The 21,942-nt window shown below is 44.5% G+C and carries 25 protein-coding genes; 16 read left to right on the forward strand and 9 right to left on the reverse strand.

The window, feature by feature from the left end; translation table 11 throughout:
- Together MC7420_RS08085 and MC7420_RS08090 are read left to right on the forward strand one after the other, a co-directional pair.
- On the forward strand, nucleotides 1-1,203 hold the full coding sequence (locus MC7420_RS08085; RefSeq protein ID WP_006099630.1) for an NAD(P)/FAD-dependent oxidoreductase: 1,203 nt from the start codon (nucleotides 1-3) through the stop codon (nucleotides 1,201-1,203).
- A 149-nt stretch (nucleotides 1,204-1,352) separates the two neighbouring features.
- Nucleotides 1,353-2,036 (forward strand): HAD-IA family hydrolase, encoded by a 684-nt coding sequence (locus tag MC7420_RS08090; protein WP_006099624.1) that lies wholly within the window; start codon nucleotides 1,353-1,355, stop codon nucleotides 2,034-2,036.
- Nucleotides 2,037-2,269: 233 nt separating this feature from the next.
- On the opposite strand, the gene MC7420_RS08095 is transcribed toward MC7420_RS08090, so the two are convergent.
- Nucleotides 2,270-3,133: a DUF4114 domain-containing protein gene (locus MC7420_RS08095; RefSeq protein WP_006099861.1), complete on the reverse strand. Its 864-nt coding sequence runs from the start codon at nucleotides 3,131-3,133 to the stop codon at nucleotides 2,270-2,272.
- 258 nt (nucleotides 3,134-3,391) lie between these two features.
- Here MC7420_RS08095 and cofG point away from each other — a divergent pair, with 258 nt between their 5' ends.
- The 3 genes from cofG to MC7420_RS08110 all read left to right on the forward strand — a co-directional run bounded on the left by cofG (nucleotide 3,392) and on the right by MC7420_RS08110 (nucleotide 5,329).
- Nucleotides 3,392-4,387 carry a 7,8-didemethyl-8-hydroxy-5-deazariboflavin synthase subunit CofG gene (gene cofG, locus MC7420_RS08100; RefSeq protein ID WP_006099804.1) on the forward strand — a complete coding sequence of 332 codons (996 nt, stop codon included), beginning with the start codon at nucleotides 3,392-3,394 and terminating at the stop codon, nucleotides 4,385-4,387.
- Nucleotides 4,388-4,390: 3 nt separating this feature from the next.
- Nucleotides 4,391-4,579 carry a hypothetical protein gene (locus MC7420_RS08105; protein WP_044205839.1) on the forward strand — a complete coding sequence of 63 codons (189 nt, stop codon included), beginning with the start codon at nucleotides 4,391-4,393 and terminating at the stop codon, nucleotides 4,577-4,579.
- A 366-nt stretch (nucleotides 4,580-4,945) separates the two neighbouring features.
- Nucleotides 4,946-5,329: a TFIIB-type zinc ribbon-containing protein gene (locus tag MC7420_RS08110; RefSeq protein ID WP_044205842.1), complete on the forward strand. Its 384-nt coding sequence runs from the start codon at nucleotides 4,946-4,948 to the stop codon at nucleotides 5,327-5,329.
- 187 nt (nucleotides 5,330-5,516) lie between these two features.
- Here MC7420_RS08110 and MC7420_RS08115 read toward each other — a convergent pair whose 3' ends face one another.
- Nucleotides 5,517-5,831: a DUF2973 domain-containing protein gene (locus tag MC7420_RS08115; RefSeq protein WP_006099855.1), complete on the reverse strand. Its 315-nt coding sequence runs from the start codon at nucleotides 5,829-5,831 to the stop codon at nucleotides 5,517-5,519.
- Between the two features lie 116 nt (nucleotides 5,832-5,947).
- Entirely contained in the window at nucleotides 5,948-6,313 is a 366-nt protein-coding gene (locus MC7420_RS08120) for a DUF2605 domain-containing protein (protein ID WP_006099728.1), read from the reverse strand.
- Nucleotides 6,314-6,476: 163 nt separating this feature from the next.
- Between MC7420_RS08120 and thrS the strand changes: the two genes are divergently transcribed.
- A complete protein-coding gene (gene thrS, locus MC7420_RS08125; RefSeq protein WP_006099749.1) occupies nucleotides 6,477-8,306 on the forward strand; it encodes a threonine--tRNA ligase in 1,830 nt (609 codons plus the stop codon).
- A 98-nt stretch (nucleotides 8,307-8,404) separates the two neighbouring features.
- Here the strand turns inward: thrS and MC7420_RS08130 are convergent, their stop codons facing one another.
- Together MC7420_RS08130 and MC7420_RS08135 are read right to left on the reverse strand one after the other, a co-directional pair.
- Nucleotides 8,405-9,799 (reverse strand): hypothetical protein, encoded by a 1,395-nt coding sequence (locus MC7420_RS08130; RefSeq protein WP_006099680.1) that lies wholly within the window; start codon nucleotides 9,797-9,799, stop codon nucleotides 8,405-8,407.
- 217 nt (nucleotides 9,800-10,016) lie between these two features.
- The gene (locus MC7420_RS08135) at nucleotides 10,017-10,238 is read right to left on the reverse strand and encodes a hypothetical protein (protein WP_006099985.1); all 222 of its coding nucleotides are present in this window, start codon (nucleotides 10,236-10,238) and stop codon (nucleotides 10,017-10,019) included.
- Between the two features lie 453 nt (nucleotides 10,239-10,691).
- Between MC7420_RS08135 and MC7420_RS34980 the strand changes: the two genes are divergently transcribed.
- The 5 genes from MC7420_RS34980 (at nucleotide 10,692) to MC7420_RS08160 (ending at nucleotide 14,753) form a co-directional block, all read left to right on the forward strand.
- On the forward strand, nucleotides 10,692-11,681 hold the full coding sequence (locus tag MC7420_RS34980; protein ID WP_006099875.1) for a hypothetical protein: 990 nt from the start codon (nucleotides 10,692-10,694) through the stop codon (nucleotides 11,679-11,681).
- Nucleotides 11,682-11,835: 154 nt separating this feature from the next.
- Complete coding sequence (locus tag MC7420_RS08145; protein WP_006099761.1) at nucleotides 11,836-12,390, forward strand: hypothetical protein; 555 nt, start codon at nucleotides 11,836-11,838, stop codon at nucleotides 12,388-12,390.
- 449 nt (nucleotides 12,391-12,839) lie between these two features.
- The gene (locus MC7420_RS08150; protein WP_044205846.1) at nucleotides 12,840-13,202 is read left to right on the forward strand and encodes a response regulator; all 363 of its coding nucleotides are present in this window, start codon (nucleotides 12,840-12,842) and stop codon (nucleotides 13,200-13,202) included.
- A gap of 295 nt (nucleotides 13,203-13,497) precedes the next feature.
- Nucleotides 13,498-13,845, forward strand: a complete 348-nt coding sequence (gene panD / locus MC7420_RS08155) for an aspartate 1-decarboxylase (RefSeq protein ID WP_006099727.1) — start codon at nucleotides 13,498-13,500, stop codon at nucleotides 13,843-13,845.
- Between the two features lie 47 nt (nucleotides 13,846-13,892).
- Nucleotides 13,893-14,753 carry a class I SAM-dependent methyltransferase gene (locus MC7420_RS08160; RefSeq protein ID WP_006099822.1) on the forward strand — a complete coding sequence of 287 codons (861 nt, stop codon included), beginning with the start codon at nucleotides 13,893-13,895 and terminating at the stop codon, nucleotides 14,751-14,753.
- 55 nt (nucleotides 14,754-14,808) lie between these two features.
- On the opposite strand, the gene MC7420_RS08165 is transcribed toward MC7420_RS08160, so the two are convergent.
- The 3 genes from MC7420_RS08165 to uvrB all read right to left on the reverse strand — a co-directional run bounded on the left by MC7420_RS08165 (nucleotide 14,809) and on the right by uvrB (nucleotide 17,729).
- On the reverse strand, nucleotides 14,809-15,264 hold the full coding sequence (locus tag MC7420_RS08165; protein WP_044205849.1) for a pentapeptide repeat-containing protein: 456 nt from the start codon (nucleotides 15,262-15,264) through the stop codon (nucleotides 14,809-14,811).
- A 105-nt stretch (nucleotides 15,265-15,369) separates the two neighbouring features.
- On the reverse strand, nucleotides 15,370-15,720 hold the full coding sequence (locus MC7420_RS08170; RefSeq protein ID WP_006099785.1) for a transposase: 351 nt from the start codon (nucleotides 15,718-15,720) through the stop codon (nucleotides 15,370-15,372).
- Between the two features lie 11 nt (nucleotides 15,721-15,731).
- A complete protein-coding gene (gene uvrB, locus MC7420_RS08175) occupies nucleotides 15,732-17,729 on the reverse strand; it encodes an excinuclease ABC subunit UvrB (protein ID WP_006099947.1) in 1,998 nt (665 codons plus the stop codon).
- A gap of 99 nt (nucleotides 17,730-17,828) precedes the next feature.
- On the opposite strand from uvrB, the gene MC7420_RS08180 reads away from it, so the two are divergent.
- The 5 genes from MC7420_RS08180 (at nucleotide 17,829) to MC7420_RS08200 (ending at nucleotide 20,990) form a co-directional block, all read left to right on the forward strand.
- A complete protein-coding gene (locus tag MC7420_RS08180; protein ID WP_006099645.1) occupies nucleotides 17,829-18,785 on the forward strand; it encodes a LolA family protein in 957 nt (318 codons plus the stop codon).
- 173 nt (nucleotides 18,786-18,958) lie between these two features.
- Nucleotides 18,959-19,561, forward strand: a complete 603-nt coding sequence (locus tag MC7420_RS08185; protein WP_006099962.1) for a superoxide dismutase family protein — start codon at nucleotides 18,959-18,961, stop codon at nucleotides 19,559-19,561.
- A gap of 549 nt (nucleotides 19,562-20,110) precedes the next feature.
- A complete protein-coding gene (locus MC7420_RS08190) occupies nucleotides 20,111-20,329 on the forward strand; it encodes a hypothetical protein (RefSeq protein WP_006099683.1) in 219 nt (72 codons plus the stop codon).
- Nucleotides 20,330-20,403: 74 nt separating this feature from the next.
- Nucleotides 20,404-20,637, forward strand: a complete 234-nt coding sequence (locus MC7420_RS08195; protein ID WP_044205851.1) for a DUF433 domain-containing protein — start codon at nucleotides 20,404-20,406, stop codon at nucleotides 20,635-20,637.
- Complete coding sequence (locus MC7420_RS08200) at nucleotides 20,637-20,990, forward strand: DUF5615 family PIN-like protein (RefSeq protein WP_006099964.1); 354 nt, start codon at nucleotides 20,637-20,639, stop codon at nucleotides 20,988-20,990. Before MC7420_RS08195 ends, MC7420_RS08200 begins: the two co-directional genes overlap by 1 nt.
- A 127-nt stretch (nucleotides 20,991-21,117) precedes the next feature.
- Here the strand turns inward: MC7420_RS08200 and MC7420_RS08205 are convergent, their stop codons facing one another.
- Entirely contained in the window at nucleotides 21,118-21,879 is a 762-nt protein-coding gene (locus MC7420_RS08205; protein WP_044205854.1) for a TIGR03943 family putative permease subunit, read from the reverse strand.
- Nucleotides 21,880-21,942 lie beyond the last annotated feature (63 nt).

Raw genomic sequence — 21,942 nt, forward strand, 5'->3', positions numbered from 1 at the left:
ATGAGTGACCAAACAACCCGATTATGTATTCTCGGTGGAGGCTTTGGGGGGCTTTATACTGCCCTGCGCTTAAGCCAACTCCCTTGGGAAAAGTCACAGCAGCCAGAAATTATACTTGTTGATCAAAGCGATCGCTTCGTATTTATGCCCCTGCTGTACGAACTCCTGACAGGTGAACTGCAAACCTGGGAAATTGCTCCACCCTTTGAAGAACTCCTGGCAAATACAGGAGTGCGCTTCACCCAAGCGACAGTGATGGGTATTGATAGTGAGCAACAGCGGGTACAGTTGCAGGATGGCGTAGAGTTTGCTTACGATCGCCTAGTCTTATCCTTAGGTGGAGTTACACCGATGGAAAGCGTCCCCGGTGTCGCTGAACATGCTATTCCCTTCCGGGCGATCGCAGATGCTTATCGTTTAGAAGAACGGTTACGCATCCTCGAAGAATCTGACGCAGAAAAAATTCGTGTCGCGGTTGTGGGGGGTGGGTATAGTGGCGTGGAACTCGCCTGCAAACTCGCTGAACGGCTGGGAGAACGCGGACGCATCCGGTTAATTGAACAAGGTGAGATGATTCTGAAAACCTCTCCCGAATTTAACCGTAAAGCCTCACAGAATGCGTTAAATGAACGAAAGGTATGGATCGACCTAGACACGTCGGTAGATGCGATCAGCGCCGATACCATTTCTCTGCTGTACAAAGGACAGGTGGATACCATTCCAGTAGATATCGTGTTATGGACAGTCGGAACCACAGTCGCCCCCGTCGTGCGATCGCTCCCCTTTAAACAAAACCACCGGGGTCAACTCATGATCACCCCAACCCTACAAGTGGTTGACCATCCAGAACTTTATGCTTTAGGGGATCTAGCCGATTGTCGAGACGCCACAGGTCAACAAGTCCCCAATACGGCTCAATCTGCCTTCCAGCAAGCCGATTACGCCGCTTGGAATATTTGGGCATCTCTAACTGGGCGTCCCTTACTCCCCTTCCGTTACCAGCATTTAGGCGAAATGATGACATTAGGGACAGACAACGCAACACTTACTGGGTTAGGATTAAAACTTGATGGAGTATTCGCCCATCTAGCGCGGCGTCTTGCCTATCTTTATCGTATGCCCACCCTAGACCATCAGCTCAAAGTTGGTTTAAATTGGATGGCACAACCTTTATTGAATCTGCTCAAAAATGAGGGTATGTAGGGGCGGGTTTATGGATTTTCGTTTCACGGTTGACGATAACTTTTGTTCAAAACCCGCCCTGATTGAGTGTTGCGTAGGGACAGGTTTTACTACTATCTGACCTCACCCATAAGTAACTAAACCCGCCATGACTATTTGACAAATGACAAATGACAAATGACAAAGGACAAATGACCAATCCAAAAGTCATTTTACTCGATGCCGTCGGTACATTATTTGGGGTGCGCGGAAGTGTGGGTCAGATTTACAGCGCGATCGCTCGCCAGTTTAATGTGAATGTGCCACCGAAACTGGTTAACGATGCCTTTTTCCAGGCTTTTGCTGCGGCTGATCCCTTAGTTTTCCCCGATACAGATCCCAAAGAGATTCATGAGTGTGAATTTGAATGGTGGCGCGTGATTGCCCTTCGCACGTTCCAAAAAGTTGGTGTTCTGGAACAGTTTGCAGACTTTACCGATTTTTTTGACCACCTTTACACCCACTTTGCCACCGCCGAACCCTGGTTTATTTATCCAGATGTTATCCCAGCGCTGGAGGCGTGGCAGCGAGTTGGTATTCAATTGGGTGTTTTGTCAAATTTTGATTCTCGTCTTTACTTAGTGCTAAAAGCACTGAATCTGGATGAGTTTTTCAGTTCAATCACCATTTCCACAGAAGCGGGGGTGGCTAAACCTGATCCCAAAATTTTTACTCGCGCTTTACAGAAATATGAATGTGAACCTTCACAAGCGTGGCATGTTGGCGATAGTTTGCGGGAGGACTATCAGGGGGCTAAAGCGGCGGGATTGAGAGCTATCTGGTTGGAGCGTTCCGAAGATATGGCTGAGATTTAATAGTAGTTTTTCCTTCAACCCCTTCTTCCCTCTGCATTTTATTCTATGAACAAGCAAAAAGTGGACAGATTTCGCTCATTCGACATCGCCCACTAAGAAGCAAATTTATCCAAATTGTTCTTATTCGATTGAGAGGTAAGGGAGCTGCGTAAAAATAAAGTACCAGTGAAGAAAGCTGTATTCATCAACTCAGCCAAGCTTGATTGGTATATTATTAAGCCGCAAGTCCCTAATTAAGACTTTTCAGCCTTGTTGCGGCGACGAGAGATTGCCATGGCACCAGCAAGTAAACCTAAACCAGCCAGGGCTGCAGGTTCTGGGGTTTCTTTTGGCTCAATGGATTCTACAATTACCACCAAGTCGTTGAAATCGTTATCATAGAAGGGTTGACCTGCTGCTGTATCCTCGAAAGCAATGATGAACTCATTATCTGAAAATGTACCTGGTTGGCGTCCCGGTGCCATAAGTGTTGTTGCATCATCACCTTGATAAATTAAAGCATGAGCGACGCCATCGGGGTTGAGTGAATCTTCGGTGAAGAACCATTCATTGTTTGGATTTTGCAGGTAAAAACCAAACATATTGCCAAAACCTTCATATAACTCGAAGCTAGGATCAGCAATAGGGAATTCGTCTGGAGCGAATGGCTTATCACTAGAAAATGGTATAGTACTAACTGCAACGTCGCCATTACTTAGGAAGAAGGTGCTAGCAGCGTCTGCTGGATCATTATCTCCAATAAACAGAGGAATTTTGAAGGCGGGGTCATCTGCCTTGTAGATACCAAACACATTACCGGGGGAGAAACCAGCAATCTCAAACAGGAATGTGCTTTCAGAAGCACCACTTGCCTGGTTTGTGAATAAATCGTATGGTTTTTGATCCTCAATCACGTCAATTCCCGGACCATCTACTGTGATGGCATCCAAGAGCTCTTGGAGTTCTACAGGCGCTGGTCCGGGATCAATAGAAGGACCAATCGGATCAACGGGGCGGTCGTTTAACGCTGAAGCGCTTTCGCTAAACGTTACGACTGATCCAAGAGCGAAGAGGGAAGCACCAACGGCAGAAATGGCTAACTTATTGGGATTAAACATTTGAGATCCTTTCGGTGTATTTTTTTGTGGTTGATAAAATGGTATTCTATTCTCATATAGAAAAACAATAGCTTCCTGTCACTCTTCATTGAATCTTTACAAAAAAAACAGTTGTCTTTATACTAGCTTCATAAAACCTTGATAACCTAAAAGCGATATATTCAATGAATGCACGAATACATAGGCTGTTCAAGTGATGAAAGGTAACAGTAAGTATAATTACTCTCTTGCAACTGTGGGGTGCAGTTGAAATAGACAATGACAATGGGGGTTTCTCAAATTATTACTTATAGTCCGGCTTACACGCTGGTTCCTACCTACGAATGCTTTAACCGCTGTAGCTACTGCAATTTTCGCGCTGATCCGGGTCAAAGTTCATGGTTGACGCTAACTGAGGCGGATCATCTCTTAAAGCAGCTTCAATCTCAGGGAATTTGTGAAATTCTTATCCTCAGTGGTGAAGTGCATCCCCATTCACCACGGCGTAAAGCCTGGTTCCAGCGGATTTATGATTTATGTGAACTCGCCCTATCCAGAGGATTTCTACCCCATACTAATGGTGGACCGTTGCAGTTTGAGGAGATGCGATCGCTAAAATCGGTGAATGTGTCAATGGGGTTAATGCTGGAACAGATAACGCCACAACTCCAGCAAACCGTTCACCGCCATGCACCCAGTAAAATACCACAGGTACGGCTACAACAGCTTGTTTGGGCGGGGGAATTGCAGATTCCGTTTACAACCGGGCTATTGTTGGGTATTGGTGAGACAAGTGAGGATTGGTGGGAAACATTGGATGCGATCGCGCAGCTTCATACTCAGTATGGTCACATCCAAGAAGTGATTTTACAACCCCATAGTCCCGGTCATCAACAATATTGGCAAGCCCCCGCATTTGATCCGCAACAGTTACCCCAAGTCATAGCCAAAGCCCGTCAAATTTTACCCGCTGATATTACCCTGCAAATTCCGCCCAATTTAGTCCTAGATGATCAATGGTTACTCGCTTGTTTAGCGGCAGGGGCGAGGGATTTGGGAGGAATTGGACCCAAAGACGAGGTAAATCCCGATTATCCCCATCCTCAAATTCAGCGATTACAAAATAGTATTGAACCAGCCGGATGGCATCTCGTACCACGCTTACCCCTTTATCCGCAGTATAATGATTGGTTGTCCCCACGATTACAACAAGCCGTTTTGAATATAAGATTTAATGACATCCAACAGGGAAGCGATGTCCTAATTGACAAATGACAAATGACAAATGACGAATTTATGTCTAAACTTGAAACCGCCTTAGAATTTATCCAAAACATTGAACAGAAAAACCATAATAAATCAGCGTATGAAATCGCCAATATGTTGCGCGGCTATACCCGAAAAAACTATACAAGCCGATTATGGAGTGGGGAGGGCGGGTTTTGTTTTTCATTTATCGGTGACTAGCTGAATTGATTCCCTAAACCCGCCCCTACAATTGTGGCTAAACCCACACCGACGACTTACAGCGCAAAGCGCTGTAATAAAGTACAGTAGATCAAATTCCCCCTGCAGATCCCCCTTCCGTCCCCCTTAAAAAGGGGGAAACCAGATGTTGCTTCGCTTTTTGTTCTATGGGGGAAGCCAGAGGATGCTTCGCTTTTTTTGCTTATGGGATTTAGGGGGATCGACAATGTACCGCATAGCAGAGCAAACTGCTGTATTACTTATGATTTATTTTCGTTAACTTTTAAAAATAAAACTCTATAGGTTGCCCATAAAATTGCTAAACTACAACTATCTTAAAATAATCCCGAATGGAATGGTTGAAAAATGACCTCAATGAAATGTCCTAAATGTCAAGGAAACCTGGAAACTGTAGTTTATGCTGATGTTGAAGTAGACCGATGCGCTGATTGCCATGGCATTTGGTTTGATTCTCAAGAGGCTCAAACTCTCAAGACAATCGAGGGTTCGGAAGCAATTGATACGGGTGATCCCAAAATCGGCAGTAAATTTAATGCCATTGAAGACATTGATTGCCCGAAATGCAAAGCAAAAATGACCAAAATGGTTGACCTGAAACAGTCACATATTTGGTATGAAAAATGCCCAATCTGTTATGGTATCTGGTTTGATGCTGGGGAATTTAAGGATTATAAACAGGAAGATATTCAGGATATCTTCAAAGGCATCTTCACTGGAGAACGGCGCTAATTAGGGCTGCTCCGCTATTCCTAATAAGCTGGGAGTCATCGGGGTTAAGTAGGTGGACACAATTAAAGTACGGCGGGTTTCCAAAGCTAACGTATCAGGACAGCTAACTGTTGCTCCCACCCGCCAATAAATAACTTGTTATGCTTTTTGCGTCTACCTACTATAAATAGCCTTTAGGTTATCTGGATTAAATGTCTTCCGACTTATCAATCCTATTGCTAGGGGAAGCATCATATAAAGCATCAAGCTGGGTGCGGGCGTCTTCAACCGTCATTGATTTCATTACCAGCAGTGGTTCACTTGTCGGATTCCCGGTATCATCCAACAGTTCTGGATGGGGGACGCGAGTGTTGCTAGAACTAGACGCGGCAAATGAAGCCTTTCCCGCAGGTGCGTAATGCCGTTGAGCATCTATACTCAAGTTCAGCAAACTGCGAATCAAATTCCTGATCGCGAGAAATGCAATAACGGTAAAGGCAATTATGTAGAGTAGGTGTAACATGGCATCATCCTCCAGACTAAACCGTTGATCTGTTAATCGATTATCTTAGGGTGGTCTTTGAAATTACGTTTTTATCTGTAATCCGTTTAGCTTATCAAACCTGGGCAGAAATTTGATCACTCTCTCGGCTCAATATTGACATTTCCGGAAATCTCCGACTCGGATTCTCCCGATTTCAATGAGCGCCAGCGCATCCCAACTTGCCAACACTCGTTGACTAACCGATGCCATGGCACTAATGTAGCGGGTTCAATCCCCACTTGACCATCCGTTGCTTGAAACAATGTTACCGCCGCATTCACTTCCCGTTGGGCTGTTTTGACTCGCTCGAGTAAATCCCTCTGCTGCTGTCGGCTTAAAAAGCTGATCTCCTCGGATTCGAGTAACGAATGCGATCGCGAAAACCAATATTGAAAATCATCCAAAAGTGGCTGTAGTATCGACTTGAGCAGGTCTTGCTCGTGGGGCTGAGACTGAGGCATGAATCTTAAGCGCTAATTCATCTGTAAATTTATCTTAACGCTAGTTACAATTCTTTACAATACACAATCAACTCGGCAACCTGCATTGAATGAAGAAGGTGAGTATCATGGAATGGAGAAAAGGAACCAGGGAAACCGTATAACTGCTTTCAACCTCAACTCAATGGCACAGTCACCCATGTCCAACGTAGAAGCCCCCCAAAAACCCGAAAAAATCCATTTGCCTCGGACCAGTGAATCCGAGAGCCTGAAAAAAATCCGTCATACCGCCTCCCACGTCATGGCAATGGCGGTGCAGAAGCTGTTTCCGGGGACACAGGTGACGATTGGTCCGTGGATTGAGAATGGCTTTTATTACGACTTCGCCAAACCCGAACCCTTTACCGAGCAAGACTTAAAAGCCATCAAAAAAGAGATGGTGAAAATCCTCAAGCGTAAACTCCCCCTGATTCGGGAAGAAGTCAGTCGAGAAGAAGCCGAACGCCGGATCAAAGAACTCGGAGAACCCTACAAACTGGAAATCCTCCAAGACTTAGAAGACCCAATCACGCTATACCACCTCGGAGAAGATTGGTGGGACTTGTGCGCTGGTCCCCATGTAGAAACCACAGCAGACATTCATCCCAAAGCCATTGACTTAGAAAGCGTCGCTGGCGCATACTGGCGCGGCGATGCAAGCAAGGCGCAACTCCAGCGAATTTACGGCACCGCCTGGGAGACGCCGGAACAACTAACTGAATATAAGCGGCGCAAACAAGAAGCCCTGAAGCGTGATCATCGCAAGCTGGGCAAAGACCTAGGACTGTTTATTTTATCCGACCCCGTAGGACCCGGTTTGCCCTTGTGGACACCCAAAGGGACAATCCTGCGGAGTACCTTAGAAGACTTCCTCAAACAGGAGCAAATTAAGCGCGGGTATCAGCCTGTAGTCACCCCGCATATTGGTCGCGTGGAGTTGTTTAAGACTTCGGGACATTGGCAGAAATATAAAGAAGACTTGTTCCCAATGATGGGTGAGTCAGAAGCCGAGGGCTTTGTCCTCAAAGCCATGAACTGCCCATTTCATGTCCAAATCTATAAGCATGAACTGCGTTCCTACCGAGATCTGCCCATGCGCCTCGCGGAGTTTGGCACTGTGTATCGGTATGAACAATCGGGAGAACTGGGGGGATTAACCCGAGTTCGCGGCTTTACCCAAGATGATGCCCATCTGTTTGTCACTCCCGAACAACTGGATGATGAGTTCTTGCGGGTGGTTGATTTAACTCTATCCGTGTTTAACACTCTAGGGTTGCAAGATTTTAAAGCCCGTTTAAGTTTCCGTGACCCCAGCCAAGACAAATATATTGGGTCAGATGAGGCGTGGAATAAGTCAGAAAACGCCATTCGTCGGGCAGTCGAAACCTTGGGAATGGGTCATTTTGAAGGGATTGGCGAAGCCGCGTTTTATGGTCCGAAGCTGGATTTCATGTTCCATGATGCCCTCGATCGCGAGTGGCAATTGGGGACAGTACAGGTGGACTATAACCTGCCAGAGCGATTTAACTTAGAGTATGTGGCAGAAGATGGGACACGCCAGCGCCCCGTGATGATTCACCGTGCGCCTTTTGGCTCATTGGAGAGGCTAATTGGGATTTTGATTGAGGAGTACGCCGGAGACTTCCCCTTCTGGTTAGCCCCCGTGCAAGCGCGACTGTTACCCGTGAGTGATGAACAGTTAACCTTTGCCAAGGAAGTGGCACAGAAGATGCGCCTGGTGGGAGTTCGCGTTGAAGTCGATACCAGTGGCGATCGCTTACCGAAGATGATTCGCAATGGCGAGAAGGCAAAAATCCCGGTGATGGCGGTTGTCGGGGCGAAGGAGGTTGAGTCGAATAGTCTCAGTGTCCGAATTCGCGAAGCTGGGAAGCAATCCCAGGATTTAGGCGCGATTCCTGTGGCGCAGGTATTGGAACGCATGGAGAGTGCGATCGCCAACCGCCATAATTTTTAGGTGTTGTTGTCACCCTCCTTTCTAAATGTAGAGACGTTGCATGCAACGTCTCTACAAGGTTTGGGTGTCTGGAAAAATACGGAGATCTCATCATGTTGTCATTGTTTAACCCCATTCATCGATAACGGTTTATAGAGACGACATAAGGCAACTTTTCGCTTTTCCAAAAGTTTAGCCACTCCATCTATAATAATGTTCACCAGATCAGCATCACAGCTCGCTAAAAATTCTTCCGACGTTATTTTTTGTTGAAAGAACTCTTGGCTGCATTGCCACATCTGGCAAATTCCCTCAAATCCAATGTATTGAACAACAAAGTTAGTCAAGGGAGACGTTTTGAAATCGAAGGAAATACTTTGAGCGCGTCCCCCTTCTAATAACTGCCACACTTCCCGTTCTAGAAGCGTTTTAGGGCGATGCGAATTAATCAGCGTGGGAAAATAATCGCTCAAACGACCCATGGAACTCTGTTCATCGCCAAAGTCTCCCATCATAATAGTTAAGGGGACATCTGACCCTAAACGCAGGGATAAAGCTTCTAAAATAGCATTCGCTACCAATTTACTATCTAAATAGAGCCGCGCCACTTCTAAATTCCGACGAGCTTGTTCGACATAATGGATATAAATGCGATCGTCAGGTTCTCCTCGGAACCGTCGAAAAATGAGTTCGGCGTTCAGGAATTTCATAAAAACTGCCATTTTTTGGATGGCAAAGCGATAATCCTTAACGGTATACGACTCTGACTTTTTCAATGTATGATTGGTTTCGGGTAATAACTTCCAGGTGTTGGATAAGAAAACAGCAGAACTCGGATGAGCAAATCCACCAACATCCCGGTTTGCCAACCGTACTGAACGCTTCACTGTTTCGAGGAGTTCGACACTGGTTAAGTTAAGATTAAATCGCTGATTGATAAATTTTAACGACTGATATAATTCTTCGCTAGGACTTAACCCAAAATCGGATTGCGTGCGGAAGGGAATGGTTGCTTCGATACAAGCCACAACCTGCACAATCAGCGCTGGTGTCAGCAAAGGTTCTAATAGTTTAGCTGCAACAATCGCACTTAAAAACTCATTTTGTCCGGTAAAGGGAAATAGTTCCTCTCCTGGCGCAACCTTAAATAGGGTGGCGACTAGCTCAAACATGGCATCACGTTCACCTGGATTATCGGTGCGGACAAAAAACTTACCTCTTTCCTCTTCAATAAAAGGAGCGAGATACGGTGTCAGGTTAAACGGAATACTCCCATCAACTTGCACATAGATAATATCGTGAAATAAAGCCGCCAGAACTTCAATGGCATCCGTCGAGCCACCGACCTCTAAAATATGTTCGATGGAATGAAAATAGCGCCAGGGACCCATCATCGTTTGTACGATGGTTTTGGCAAGATTCGCAAGCTGTGATTGGGCAACTTTAACGTCGAGCTGATGGGTTGCCCAGATGAGCTTGTCCAAACATTTCTGATAATTCTTATCAAAGTTCATAATGTAAACTTAACTCATTGGGATTTTAAAGGTGCTATTATAACTCTATACAGCTTAAACAGCTATTTACCAGGAAAAGACAGGGAAAGTGGAAGCGTTTTGAGTGTTGATCCTTCGCTTCCCTAGTCGGCAGAGTTTTGAATTAAGTCTCCTATCTCTCTGATTTCCCCATTCAAAGAATTGACGACCTGGAAATCCAACGCGGGAAGAGTGGTTTTCAAGGGCATCTGAGAATTTTCGGATTTTCGTTGCCATGGTAGGAGACTATAGGCTTTAGTTTCAATTGTGAAGGAGTTTTTGCCAATTTTACCTCAGCCAGATGTTTGATTGGATATGCGCCAATTGGCTGAATCTCTAAAAAGAGAATTTTAAATTGGTTCTGCTGAAGTTTAGAATCGATGAAATTTTCTGGTTTTCTTGGCGGTATAAGATTAGTCATTTTCTTTTACTTCGGCTTAGAGAAGTGGTGTGGAAAAAAGGAGGAGAGCAGATAATAAAGGCAGAAAAATCATCCAATTTTCCGTATAATTTGATACAAGTTACCATTGAATTTTTCTTGGCTACCAAGGTTTGTGATTGAAGGAAAATCCTTAATCACAGCACAAAACGTTCAAGTCGGTTAGGTAGAGCGATCGGTCTACCCAATAAGTACCTGGACATCAATTCTGTCTGCGGTACTAAGAAATGATAAGGAGCCTCAAATCCTTACTGTTCCCTGTTCCTTCCCCATCTCAACCGTCAACTGTAATGAAAGTCCGACCACTTACCGAAAAGCCAAGCGATCCCAATTCCCAACTTGCCTATTTTTGAGCGATGATCATAGTATATCAACCTGAATAACACTGATTTAAGCGTTTATAGCGAAGACAGCGCAACTACGAACCTAGCTTATATGAGCGATCGCCCTCCCGTGAATGCATCTCCCTTAACCTCTATCCTTTGGCAAGCCCAGCAGGAACTGTTACCCCCTCTTCAGTTCTATCGCCTCTGTCAACAAGTGCGTCAGCAATCGGGTCAGACACGATTATACTTCTATACTCCTGATTCAGCGTTCATTGATTTAAACAACGGAATTGGAGTGCGGGAAATTAGACGATTTCTCGACCATTTAGCCCGATATGTACGGGGAACTGTTCAGGAAAGCGATCGCACAACCTTCTACCTCAAACGAGTCAGACTCCGGCTAAAACACAAAACCCAGACCAAGCTTCTGATTAAAAAAGCCGGGGATGATTGCCCATCTCCCCTATCTGTATCAGCGATGAAAATAGACGTAGAAATGGCAGGAGCGGGCATGATTGGTCGGGTGGCTCGTCTGAGGATAAATGAAAAAGATTTTGCCTTTAAAGCATTTTTTGATCCCGACTTTGTGTGGCAGCATGGACCTTGGGCAGAAATTCCCATCGGGATTCGCTTAAAATATTGTCAGGTGACTAAAGATGTGCCAGAATTTTTGTTTTCTGGTCTAGATTGGGCAGTATGGGAATGGATTTATCCCCACACTCACCCCCAATCCCGAAAAGAGGGGATTACATACCAGCAGTTTGCTCAAACCGAAGGACTGACGAAACTGAATCCCTTAAATCGAAACAACTACAATCCCCATAATATACGACTTGATCCAGGCGGAATTCAGAAAGCCTATCGGGGAAGACGATTTCAGGATTTTTTCCGCAGCCTTCTGTTTTATGCGCGGAAAGTTCGCCGAGAAGGATGGAAGTCCCTGACGCCATACCTAAAACCGGAAAAACTCCGCTATTTAGGGGTGCGATTGGTTTCACTGATCATAACTGGGGGGAGTCCGAGGTCGGTATCGTCGGGAATGAATTGGCAGACTGTATTGACAAAGAAAAGCAATGTCAAACACCGTGAATTATCATAAGCTAAATCGCCATTTCTTAATATAAATTAGCGATTGACCTGCTCTAAAAGTTAGAGTAAAATTATTTTTTTGATCAAGGGATAGATTAATACTTTATTCCTAGCCACAATGCTATACCCGACGAAAAATCCGGCATCTAGCAAGGACATTCTTTATGCAGCCAGAACAGCTACAGCAAATAAAAGGCTACTACCTTGAGGCTGCCGAAGCACACCTGCAACTCATTGAGCAGTATTTGCTGCATCTGCGAAGGACGCTCAAAGACCCAGACCAAGTGAATGAACTCTGCCACGCGACTCGTTGTGGTATTGTGGGTGGGGCTAACCTGCTGCCAATTAGTCCGCTTCATATCCAAGGGATTCATCAAGCTGGTTTATGCTTGGTGGATTGTGTTAATTTGATTCGACAGCAGGGTTCACTCAAGGTTGACCAAAGGTTGCAAGCATTTTTAATGCAAGTGTTTTACGCCTTGAAAAAATTAATTGATGGGATGAAGGAACCCTCTAGCTTAACCGACGAGCAGGTAACGCACATTATTGCCACAACTGAGTCAATGAGGGAGCAACTCAAGGATCACCTCAAAGGGTTAATTCAGCGATCGCGTCACCAGTCGTCTGCTAACCTGGACACAGAGTCAGCCCAGGAAACTGAGGCGCTCTCTATTGATGACTTGCAATCTTTAATCGATGAACTCTTGCAGGATAGTTAAATCCGTAAGTCTAAATAAACTTAACGATATTAAGTTGTGTAAACGCCCCTCAACCCCTGATCAATGATGAAGGACAAAGGACAAAGGACAAATGACGATCCGATCACGTTTTGTAATAGATTCGTAAATGCCCTTCCACTCAAAGATTATCCAATGCTATGATTGTCGGTTGAAGCCTAAACCATTACCTCTTCATTTGGGAATGCATCTTCATTTTTAAGCGAGCCAAACGCAGCAGACGAGGCGCTATGGAAACAGTAGGCGTGTTGATCTCAGGTTGCATTTTACACTTGTCCGGTTACAACTCTAGTCGGTAACGATTCAGAGGCGCAAGCCAAACGGCTGAGTGGAAAACTGATGCTGCGATCGCGAGATCACGTAATCCTACCTTTTAATCACGAGGCTAAGGTTTCACTTGTCCCTACTTTTCTGAATAGGAATCAGCCAACATGAGTACAGTTTTACTAGTGGAAGACAACGCCAGTCAGATGGATCTGATCGAGAACTACCTGCGCGAAGGGGGTCACACCGTTATCCGAGTGTCTAAGCCCAAAGAGGCGGTGACTCACGCAACCAACAAAAAACCCGATGTGATTATTACAGATGTTGTCATGCCAGGAATGAGTGGTTTTGAGTTGTGTCGAAAACTTAAAGGTCATCCGGCAACAGCTAACATTCCTATTATAATTTGTTCCTCTAAAAATCAAGAAATTGACCGTCTTTGGGGCATGAAACAGGGAGCTAAAGCTTACTTGACGAAGCCTTTTTCCCAAGAGCAACTCAATCGTGCGGTTAAATTGGCAATGGCATAATTTTAGTTTGGCTTAAGACTCCGATGGGTGCATCCCATTTTTAGGGAATAGGAAACACCTCGACCCTTCGACAGGCTCAGGGCATCGCTTACCTCGACTTACTTCGGCTTCGCTCAGTAACACGCTCGGTAACATGCTCGGTGTGTCACAGGGAACAGGGAACAGGGAACAGGGAACAGGCAACGGGCAACAGGAATTGAAAAAATTTTAACTCACCTATTTACTAGCGGTAGGTAAACGGGTAAGTCAATAAATATAAAGATATTGTAAAATTTAATTAGAGTTATTTTTTCAAATGCTGATTACCATGTTTAAAAGCAAGTTGCATCGGGTAAAAGTAACCGATGCCTGCCTGCACTATGATGGCTCAATTACCATTGATGAGGAACTCCTAAAAGCGGCAAATATTTTACCTTACGAAAAAGTACAGGTCGTCAATGTTAATAATGGCTCTCGTCTGGAAACCTACACCATTCCTGGGGAATGGGGAAGTCGTGTCATCTGCTTGAATGGTCCGGCGGCTCGTCTGAACGCGGTTGGAGACAACGTGATTGTAATTGCTTACGCTCAGATGACACCAGAAGAAGCGCTTCTACATCATCCCCAAGTCGTCAAAGTGGATGAATCCAACAATCCATTGTAGTCTTTTTAACCACACCTGGGTATTATGGGTATGATGACAGATTGGGTATGATGACAGATAAAGATTCGGCATCAGTCAAAGTATGGTGTAGTGGCATCAAAGACGCCTATACCTTAGAACAACGAAAACACTGGTACAGTGATGTCGCTAATGTCTATGATCAAGCTCGACCACGCTATCCTAAAACCCTAATCCATCGCGCTGTTGAGTTAGCTCAACTTCCCGCTCAAGCGAGCATTCTAGAAATAGGATGTGGTCCAGGAATTGCCACTGTAGAATTTGCTGAATTAGGCTTCTCCATGGTTTGTCTTGAGCCAAGCCCAGCCGCGTGTCAACTTGCCAAAAGCAATTGTTCAGCCTATCCCAATGTGGAGATTATCAATACAACCTTTGAAGAATGGCAGCTAGAACCTAGGCGATTCAACGCTATTCTTGCCGCGACTTCAATGCATTGGGTTTCACCCGAAATCAGGGTGCAAAAATCAGCTAAGGCTTTGCAAGACAAGGGGTCTATAATGATGTTGTGGAATACACCACCGCACCCCAATGATGAAATTTGTCATCAATTCGATGAAGTTTATCAAACTCAAGCGCCATCTATTCCTAAATTTGCCAGATATGGCTCTATAGAAACCCATGAAGCCAATCTAAAAGAAATTGAACACGATTTTATCAACTCAGGTTTATTCCAGAATTTTTTGTCAGAACAGTTAGTTTGTCATACGACTCATAGTATTGATGAGTATTTGACACTTTTGAGTACAATATCACCCTACATAAAATTAGAGTCGCAGCAACGAGCGTCCTTATTTTCAGGTTTGAGAGACGTTTTAGAGAGGATCTCCACAGTAAGGCTAAAAACATCCTATCTTTCCGCTTTGCAAATTGCCCAGGTTAATCATGGGTAAAACTGTAAACGTTTCAATTTTTGGGAACAAGCGCTAACGATTCAGTTAATTTCGGTTAACTACACCCTTGCATAGAGCGACTTCCATTGGGCATAGTCGCTCCACAAAAATTTGTGAGATAAACATTCGCAGTCTTAATCTTGGCTTTGCGTAAATTGGCGTTAACTAAGTTTGTGCTAATTAACGAAGCATTACTTAAATTAGCCCCTTTCAAATTGGCACTATTGAAGTTTGTTCCATTCAAATTCGCACCATCTAGAGACGCACCACTCAAATCCGCTTCTGCTAAATTGGCATTACTCAGGTTGGCACCATCTAATATGGCTTCCTTGAGGTTAGCACCGCTTAAGTCTGCACCATTGAGATCAATCTTACTCAAGTCACAGCCAGCACAATCTCTCGCTTTGGCTATCCTTGCCTGCATTTCGGCGCTAGTCTCTTCGACAGTCACGCCCATACAGGCAGACGTACTCACAAGTAATAGTGGAATAATTAGGTTTAGGGGTTTCATATCACGTCAGGTTTTTAAGGTTCTACCACTTAAAATTTGGTCTGGGCGGGTTGAGTTGCATCTGTGGTTTATTAAATTTTACGTTATAATTGGGACATTATACATTTAAAAAATAATATCGAAACATTTTGAATTGACGTAGGGATTCGGGGGATTGGGGAAATTAGGGGGTTTGGAGACCAAACCCGTACAGATGATGCCATGAAAATGATTAGGCATGATAACGGCAGCATCAATTTCTAGGTTTTCAAAATGATGGGGGAGATGGTTCCAAACCTGATCAGTGATTTCGCCATATTCATTGAGTTGCAGCCTTTTATTAGTGATCGTGCCAAGTAAACATTCACGGTTTTGAACACAGATTGTCACAAAATAAGCTCCCCCCTGATTATAATCATAAGATTTTAGGCGAATTGAACGTCGATGATGAATTTGAGGATTATAGTGTTGAACCATTACACTTGCCCTTACCGACCCACCAATTTATCCCGCAGATGCTTAATTTTATCGCGATATTGGGCAGCTTGCTCAAATTCCAGATTCTTCGCCGCCTCTTTCATCTGGGTTTCTAATTGACTAATGACTTCAGGAATCTGTTCTAAGGGTAAATCCTCGGCTTGTTCGTAAACCGTTGCCAACTGTTGATGATTCAACCGCCGCGACACGTCTAAGAATGCCAAAATTGCATTACTGGATTTCTTGACAATCGGTTGGGGAGTAATCCCATGCATCCGGTTATATGCCAATTGAATTCCCCGCCGCCGTTCTGTCTCATCAATCGCTTTTGCCATACTATCGGTGAGATTATCCGCATAGAGAATCGCTTGTCCCCGAACATGACGCGCCGCCCGACCAATGGTTTGAATCAAGGAACGTGCAGCCCGGAGGAATCCTTCTTTATCGGCATCTAAAATAGCCACTAGAGAGACTTCTGGTAAATCTAATCCCTCACGTAATAAATTCACACCAATGAGTACATCAAAAGCCCCCTCCCGCAATGATTGTAAAATTTCAATCCGTTCAATTGAATTAATTTCCGAATGTAAGTAACGCACGCGAATGCCACGTTCCTGTAAATATTCGGTTAAATCTTCCGCCATTCGCTTAGTTAAGGTTGTTACCAGTACCCGTTCTTTTTTGGATGCGCGTTCCTGAATTTCAGCCAATAAGTCATCCACTTGACCTTCGGTGGGACGGACAAAGATTTCTGGGTCAACTACCCCTGTGGGGCGAATAACTTGTTCCACCACTTGTTCTTGGGACTGTTCAATTTCCCAATCTCCAGGAGTGGCGGAAACAAAGATACATTGGTTGACTTTTGTCCAAAATTCTTCTGCTTTTAGGGGACGATTATCTGCTGCACTGAGTAAGCGAAACCCATGGTCAATTAATACCCGTTTTCGGGCTTGGTCGCCGTTGTACATCCCTCGAATTTGGGGGACAGTGACGTGAGATTCATCTACGACGAGTAACCAATCCTGGGGGAAATAATCAATTAAACATTCTGGAGGTTCCCCTGCCATGCGTCCAGCGAGGTGACGGGAATAGTTTTCTACACCATTACAATATCCAACTTCGCGCAAGAGTTCTAAATCATAGCGGGTGCGTTGGTCTAATCGTTGGGCTTCGAGTAATTTGCCAGCCTCTTGTAACTGGGCGATTTGTTGGTGGAGTTCGGCTTCAATGGCTTCACAGGCTTCTTCTAATCGGTCATCGGGAGTTACAAAGTGGCGGGCGGGGTAAATGTTGAGGGCGTTGAGACTTTGGAGAATTCCGCCCGTTACTGGGTCAACATAGCGGATAGCATCAATCTCATCGCCAAAGAATTCGACGCGAATAATTCGGTCTTCATAAGCGGGTCCAATTTCTAGGACATCTCCTTTGACGCGGAATCGTCCTCGCCCCATTTCGATGTCATTGCGGGAATATTGGACAGAGGCTAAATCTCGCAGGAGTTGACGCTGGTCTAATTCTGTACCCACTCGCAGGGGAATCGCGGCTTTGAGGTATTCTGAGGGGATACCCAAGCCATAGATACAGCTAATCGAGGCTACCACAATCACATCGCGCCGTTCAAAGAGCGATCGCGTGGCGGAGTGGCGCAGCATATCGATTTCATCGTTAATGGCGGCGCTTTTTTCAATATAGGTATCACTGACGGGAATATAGGCTTCCGGTTGGTAGTAGTCGTAGTAGGAGACAAAATACTCCACCGCATTCTGGGGAAAGAAGTCCCGCAACTCGTTACAGAGTTGGGCGGCTAAGGTTTTATTGTGCGCCAGTACCAGAGTGGGTTTGCCCGTCTGTTCAATGACTTTGGCGACGGTGTAGGTTTTACCTGTTCCTGTGGCACCGAGGAGGGTTTGGAAACGGTTACCCGCTTGCAGAGACGTTGTTAGGCGGGAAATGGCTTGGGGTTGGTCGCCCTTGGCTTCAAAGGGGGCTTGCAGATCAAAGGGTATCATTGGTTAGGGAACAGGGAATAGGGAACAGGGAATAGGGAATTCATAATTCATAATGCCTGCTTTGGTTTAAGGTAAAAAGAATAATGAGTAATTATTACAATGAACCGACTGCAAAAAGCCATTACAATTTTCGGCATAACTGCCACCGTGAATGTCTGGGGTATCCTTCCCTCTATCAACCCAAACGGGACATTATTTAGTATAGCGACTGCTAACGGGGAAGAGGAGGTGTTGGTTCGGTCTACAGCTAGGGATGTTCAAGTCCCACTCTCAGAATTCCCCCATCAACTTACCCAGTCGAATCCGGCGCCGGGAATGAACCGTCCGGTGACGGATGAAATTGATGTTAGTCTTTTAGCTAAAACCGTTGCTAATTTTATTCAAGCTGAACGCTATCAAACGGAATCTGAGATGCAATTCAGTTTTGATGCACAGGGTTTTACAGGTCAATTTTCGGTGTTGGTTAAAACCATTGCCCAATCTCCTCAGCAGTTTCGCACTGAAATTTCTACACCTGAGTCGGGGGAATTTGCCCAACCGATGTATATTGTGGTTTCTGATGGGAGTCAGGTGTGGATTTATCAGCCAGAATTAAAGCAGTACGCTGTGAGCGATTATGCAGAATTTGAACAGTCGAATGATGACTTTTTCATTGGATTGTCTTCAGGTTTATTCCTGGTGCTTGCCCCATTTCGGCAATTTTTTGCTAACGGGGGAGTCTCGTCAGAGGGAATTATTGAACAGCTTGAATCCGTTTTTCAGACGGAAGGGTATCTGCCATTGCAAGGGAATCACCTAACTGGAGCAGGGCAAGATTATTATGCTTATAGTTATAAGGATCGCGAAGCTGGATTTACGTTTACATTTTTGGTGGAACCGAATACAGCAGAAGTGGTGCAGATACAAATAAGTGGAAAAACAGATGGAATAGATTTCAAGATGACTGAACAAATTATTGATCGTGTGCCATCGCCTGTGGTTGCTGCTGATACCTTTACCTTTGTGCCACCAGCTGGGGTTACTCAAGTGGAATCTATGGAAATTGACATTTTTTAGATAATGTCTGAGGATTAGTAAGAGTTGGCATTTGACTTTTTTGTACAGGACTTACGCAGCCATACCAAGTATATTGGTTAAGGTGCGTTACGCGACCCTAACACACCCTACATATAGACTTTTTGCGTAAGCCCTATTGATTCATCTTGAAGTAGATTACAACTTAACTGGCTATGAACTGGATTAATAGACCCCTAAGAATTATCGCGATCGCGTTTTTTTCCAGCCTACTACTGTTTGTGTATGGCTGTCAGCAAGCGAACAATGTGACGGAGGAACCTGTGACCGAACCCCAAGAAGAAGTGACGGAACAACAAGCTAGCACCGCTACAGCCGTAATCAACAGTACAACCGATCCCTCAGAAGTCTTGGGAGAGGCTGAGTTTACCACAACGGCGGACGCTATGTTGATTGAAGTGACGATGACAAATGCGCCATCGGGAGAACGTGCTTTCCACATCCATGAAACCGGGAATTGTGCGGATCAAGGGAATGCGGCTGGCGGTCATTTTAATCCCGATGATGTGAAACATGGATTAATTACCGAAGATGGGTTTGAAAATGCTCATGCGGGAGATTTAGGCAATATTACGATTGCTGAAGATGGTACGGGGACAAAAAGTCTAACGGTTGAGAAACTCATGTTTACTGAAGGGAATTATGCGATTGGGAATCGGTCGGTGATTCTTCATGAAAAGCCTGATGATTTTGGTCAGCCGACTGGTAATGCTGGCGGACGAGTTGGCTGTGGAATTATTCAGGTAACTGATTCCTAGGAGTTGGATAAAATACCCTGTTTAGTGATCGCAGTTTGGAGACGTTCCACCGGAACGTCTCTACAATTCCATGGTGTCCTGACCGTCTTGGCGATTGCTATAATATTAGCCGTGTTCTTCCCTGAAGTCGGTACTATTTGACACTAGATAGGAATCTCGCTAATGAACGCTACAGATATTGAACAAGCTGTGTTAAGCCAGTTACGTATATTGCCTCTTGAAAAGCAGCAATAAGTCCTTGATTTTGTCGAATTTATTGGACATAAATTTGTCAATAAAACATCCTATTATAGTTCATCGGTACAACTCAAACCAGAACACCCATCTTTAAGTGAAATCGCACAACTCCCCATTGCCGAACGCCATAAAATTATAGCTTCTTTGATTCCCGCTACAGCCGATGATTTCTTAACTGATCCAGATTTAACATAGTTTTCCGTTCTAGACGGGGAAGATTGGGAGAGTGAGTATGACTAATGTAAAAAAAGGGAGATAACCGGAGACAGCAAATTTAACAAGGCGTGATAGGTTGAGAAATATGGCTAAAAAATGGCAGAAGGAGTATCGCCGAATCGCAAAGGCAGAGGGCTGTGCTTACAATTACCTGGGAAATTACAAAAGAGCAATCGATTACTATCCCTCTTCTGTCAGACTCCGAAAAATGGGGGTCAAACCCTGATTCTTTCGTTAGGTGTCGTTGGCTGTAATGACGGAAATTCGTCAGAATTTCGGAAAGTGACAGAAGAGGGATATATCCATAAACTATGATAAACTCTTAGTAGTTCAATCCTCAGAGAAGAAACCTTGAGAGCAATTATTGCTGAGACTAAACCTCTATACAAATGGAAACCACCCTTTTAGCGCGAATCACGCTTGATCCAAATATTTGCCACGGTAAACCTTGCATCCGAGGACTACGTTACCCGGTTGAATTCATCTTGGAATTGCTCAGTGCTGGTATGAGTATCGATGAGATTTTAGCCGACTACGATGATTTGGAACAGGATGATATTCTAGCCGCTTTGCAATTTGCCACGCGATTGACTCAGGTGAAAAGCATTTACCACATAGCTTGATGAAATTTTTAGTCGATGCCCAGCTACCAGTACGTCTGGCACGTTTTCTACAATCTGCTGGTTATGATACAATTCACACCAAAGATTTACCTCAGCAAAATGCTACAACTGATACCGAGATAAATGCTATATCAATCCAACAGAATCGGATTGTTGTTACCAAAGATAGAGATTTTTGTGATTCGTTTATGCTGCGCCAAGAACCTTACAAACTATTGCTAATCACCACAGGTAATATTAAAAATAATGAACTTGAAGCGTTATTTTTGAATCATATACCACAACTATTTACATTGTTTGATCAACATAGTTTTATAGAAATTAGTCGCGATGTTATAATTGTTCATCAATAACCATTATGGTATAGCAGTAGACACATCTATTAGAACAAACCAACTGTTATTCCAGAAGTTCCGGCGGAACGTCTCTACGACGCGAATGTGTCCTAACCGCTATGGCAGTTCCTATATATTCAGAGAATTAATAATAATAAGGATTATCGGGTTCAGGTACTGTTTCGATCTCACTCGCGTCAATCACCAATTGCCGTTTATCTTGTAATGTTTCTGTCATCATTGTTCCTTTAACCTGTATCCAGGTATCGGGTTTATAAGCGTTACGACTTTCCGGAAGTTTCACGGGTAAACTGACTGGATAAGCATCTGCTGCACAGCAGGTAATCACAAAGCGAGTCACTAATAAATAGTTTGAGGATAGGTTTTGGGGATAAACCACAAACCCTTTAACATTAACCGCTTGACCCGCATATTCATCAGGTTCAGGATAAACACTCAGGGTGCGAATCCATTCAATCAGCGATCGCGCTTCGGGTTTGCTGAGGCTGCGGAAGGATTGAGGCTGGGTGCGGGTGGCGGTTAAGGATTCCATGACACCGCGTTGAATCGCTATCTGGCTGGTGAAGACTTTGGGTTCGACTAATAATCCTAGAATCGCTGTGGCTAGCAGTAATCCTGTACTCCAACCCGGTGGAAACCAGCTAATATGTTGCATCATCGGCATGGTTTTGGGATTTCGGGGTGGGAGTTGACTAATGACTTGAATGGCTTTTAACACCGCCAATACTAGCAACAATATTCCCGTTCCCAGAACTAAGGCAAAGTAATTCGGGTGAATGAGTAACTGTAATTCGCCACTGACCCAGTATTGAATCAACAAAATCCCCCAGATGCCTAGGGTGATAATATCAAGGATGGGGAGTAAAAGACGTTGTTTTTTTATCATTGGTCATTCGTTATTGGTCATTGGTCATTCGTCAAATAATTCCTTCATTCAAAATTTAGTCGG

Origin of the sequence: Coleofasciculus chthonoplastes PCC 7420, from assembly GCF_000155555.1 — a bacterium.
In the GTDB taxonomy this organism is placed as follows: Bacteria; Cyanobacteriota; Cyanobacteriia; order Cyanobacteriales; family Coleofasciculaceae; genus Coleofasciculus; species Coleofasciculus chthonoplastes_A.